2 protein-coding genes are annotated in these 2,578 nt (G+C 48.6%); both read left to right on the top strand.

Features of this window, described 5'->3' with window-relative positions; genetic code table 11:
• Window positions 1-205: 205 nt before the first annotated feature.
• On the top strand, window positions 206-1,744 hold the full coding sequence (istA, locus tag V7R55_RS19400) for an IS21 family transposase (protein WP_438823610.1): 1,539 nt from the start codon (window positions 206-208) through the stop codon (window positions 1,742-1,744).
• Between the two features lie 8 nt (window positions 1,745-1,752).
• Complete coding sequence (gene istB, locus V7R55_RS19395) at window positions 1,753-2,499, top strand: IS21-like element helper ATPase IstB (protein ID WP_187448069.1); 747 nt, start codon at window positions 1,753-1,755, stop codon at window positions 2,497-2,499.
• Window positions 2,500-2,578 lie beyond the last annotated feature (79 nt).

The following is a 2,578-nucleotide window of genomic DNA, read 5'->3' as shown; positions in this document are numbered from 1 at the left end:
TGCATGTACCGGCCCATTCCGATCACCCATTTCGGTTCAATCCGATCACTGATTTCGGTCTAATCCGATCGCCTATTTCGGCGTTATCCGAACAAAAATGACGTTTTTCCGAAATCACTGATCGGAATACCGAAATCTTCTTCTTTTTCTCACTAAATCAATTGGTAAGCTCAACTTCATCACTTTATTGAAGGAACGAGCAGCCATGGCGAGAAAGAGAACCGATATGAGAAAAATTAAAGACGTCCTGCGTCTCAAATTCGAAGTAGGATTAAGCCATCGAGACATCGGCCAATGCTTGAGTCTAGGCCCTTCAACCGTGAGTGAAATTCTCTCACGCTTTAAATCCAGTGAGCTATCGTGGCCGTTGCCGGAAGCGGTAAACGATAAAACGCTCGAAGCGCAGTTGTATAACACTGGTCCCGTTCAGCGCCAAAAACGGCTGCCTGATTTTATGCTTATGCAGCAAGAGTTGAAGCGCAAAGGCATGACGAAGCTGTTACTGTGGGAAGAATATTGCGGCGAAGATAGTGCATCAGCTTATGGGTACACGCAGTTCTGCGAGCATTATCAGCGGTGGCTTAAAAAGCAGAAGCGCAGTATGCGTCAGCATCACATCGCGGGCGACAAGTTGTTTATTGACTACTGCGGGCCGACAGTACCTATCGTTAATCCTGATACAGGCGAAGTGCGTTATCATGCACAAATCTTCGTGGCGACCTTAGGCGCAACGAACTACACGTATGTTGAAGCGGGCCGTTCTCAGCGTGAAGAAGATTGGATAATGGCGCATGTGAGAACGTTCCGCTACCTTGGCGGTGTACCTCGTTTACTTGTGCCGGATAACCTGAAATCAGCAGTCACCAAAGCCCACCGCTACGCCCCCACACTAAATGAAAACTACGCCAAAATGGCGCGGCATTACGGCTGCGCCATTGTGCCTGCACGACCTTACAAACCGAAGGATAAAGCCAAAGCAGAAAATGCGGTATTGATTGTTGAACGCTGGATACTAATGCGATTGCGACGGGAGTGCTTTTACACCTTAGCGGGCCTTAACGCACGTATCAAAGTATTAATGGAAGAGTTAAATAATCGGCCGCAGCGCTTACATCCAGGCTCTCGCCGAGAGCAGTTTGAACTGCTCGATAAACCCGCGCTAATGCCATTGCCTGGCACCACGTATGAGTACATCGACAGTAAACGAGCCAAGGTGGGTCCGGATTACCATGTGTTGTACCAAAAGCATGCTTACTCTGTACCGCACACCTTAGTAGGCAACACGGTGACCATTGAGGCAAGTGGCAGCGTGGTAAGCATCTATCATCACAACCAACTGGTGACACAGCACGCTAAATCAGCAAAAGACGGTGGCTTCTCAACCCAAAAAGAACACATGCCGGACAGCCATGTTAAACAACGCTTCAGTGCTGAACGCTTATTGCACTGGGCGGAGAATATCGGTGTGGGTACACGCGGTGTCGTGCAGTGGCACATCCATAGCCGTAAACATCCTGAGCAAGCGATTAAAAGCTGCCTTGCCATTTTAAACCTCACTAAACAGCATGGTGCCGCGCGGCTTGAAGCCGCTTGCCAAAAGGCGTTACTGCTAGAACGCCCTCATAGAAGCGTTGTAATGAACTTACTCAAACATCATCAAGAAAGCGTACCGAGCACCGCTGTCGAGCAGGATGAACAGCCTGTCACCCATCACAATATCCGCGGCCAACATTACTATCAATAGGACAACTCATGACACAATCTCAACTACAAGAACAGCTGCGTAGCTTACGGCTTGGGCACTTCGCTCAAGCGTTACTGCAACAACAAAGCCAAGCGACAACCTTTGATGAGATGAGCTTCGAAGAACGCTTAGGATTACTGGCACAACACGAAATTCACTGTCGCCAAGACAGCAAAGTGAAGCGGTTACTGCGCCAAGCAACCTTGCGCTTAGAGGCTCACGCCAGCCGATTGGAATACCGCGCAGAGCGCGGTCTACGCAAAGATAAAGTCGCCACACTGTTGAGCGGCCAATACTTACATCACGCCCATAACATTATCGTTACTGGTGCAACAGGGTGCGGTAAAACGTACTTTGCTTGCGCATTAGCCAGGCAAGCCTGTGAGCAGCATCATACAGTGCGATATTACCGACTTGGGCAACTTCTTGATGAGCTGAATATCGGTCACGCCGATGGCAGTTATCGACAACAGCTTGCCCAACTCGCTAAGAAAAAACTGCTCATCCTGGATGACTGGGGAATGGAAAAACTAAATGCACGACAGGCCAATGACTTACTCGATGTAATGGAAGAGCGCTATCAAAACACCAGCACTATCATAGCGAGCCAACTACCTGTTACCGAGTGGTACAAACTCATCAGCAATCCCACTGTAGCAGATGCATTACTCGACCGTTTACTGCACAACAGTCATCGAATTGAACTGGCTGGCGAATCGATGAGAAAACTAGACCAATCCGATCACTTAAGGTAAAACTGGCAATGACGAAAAAGAAGAAGAAAAAGTGATCGGATAAAACCGAAACGACCGATCGGATTCACCGAAATACGCA

Origin of the sequence: Alteromonas sp. S005, from assembly GCF_036864475.1 — a bacterium.
Classification (GTDB): Bacteria; Pseudomonadota; Gammaproteobacteria; order Enterobacterales; family Alteromonadaceae; genus Alteromonas.
This window is presented reverse-complemented; position numbering and strand designations above follow the sequence as displayed.

Excerpts from the sequence above, each read along its gene's own strand:
- istA (WP_438823610.1), top strand. The coding sequence starts at position 206 with ATGGCGAGAAAGAGAACCGATATGAGAAAAATTAAAGACGTCCTGCGT.
- istB (WP_187448069.1), top strand. The coding sequence starts at position 1,753 with ATGACACAATCTCAACTACAAGAACAGCTGCGTAGCTTACGGCTTGGG.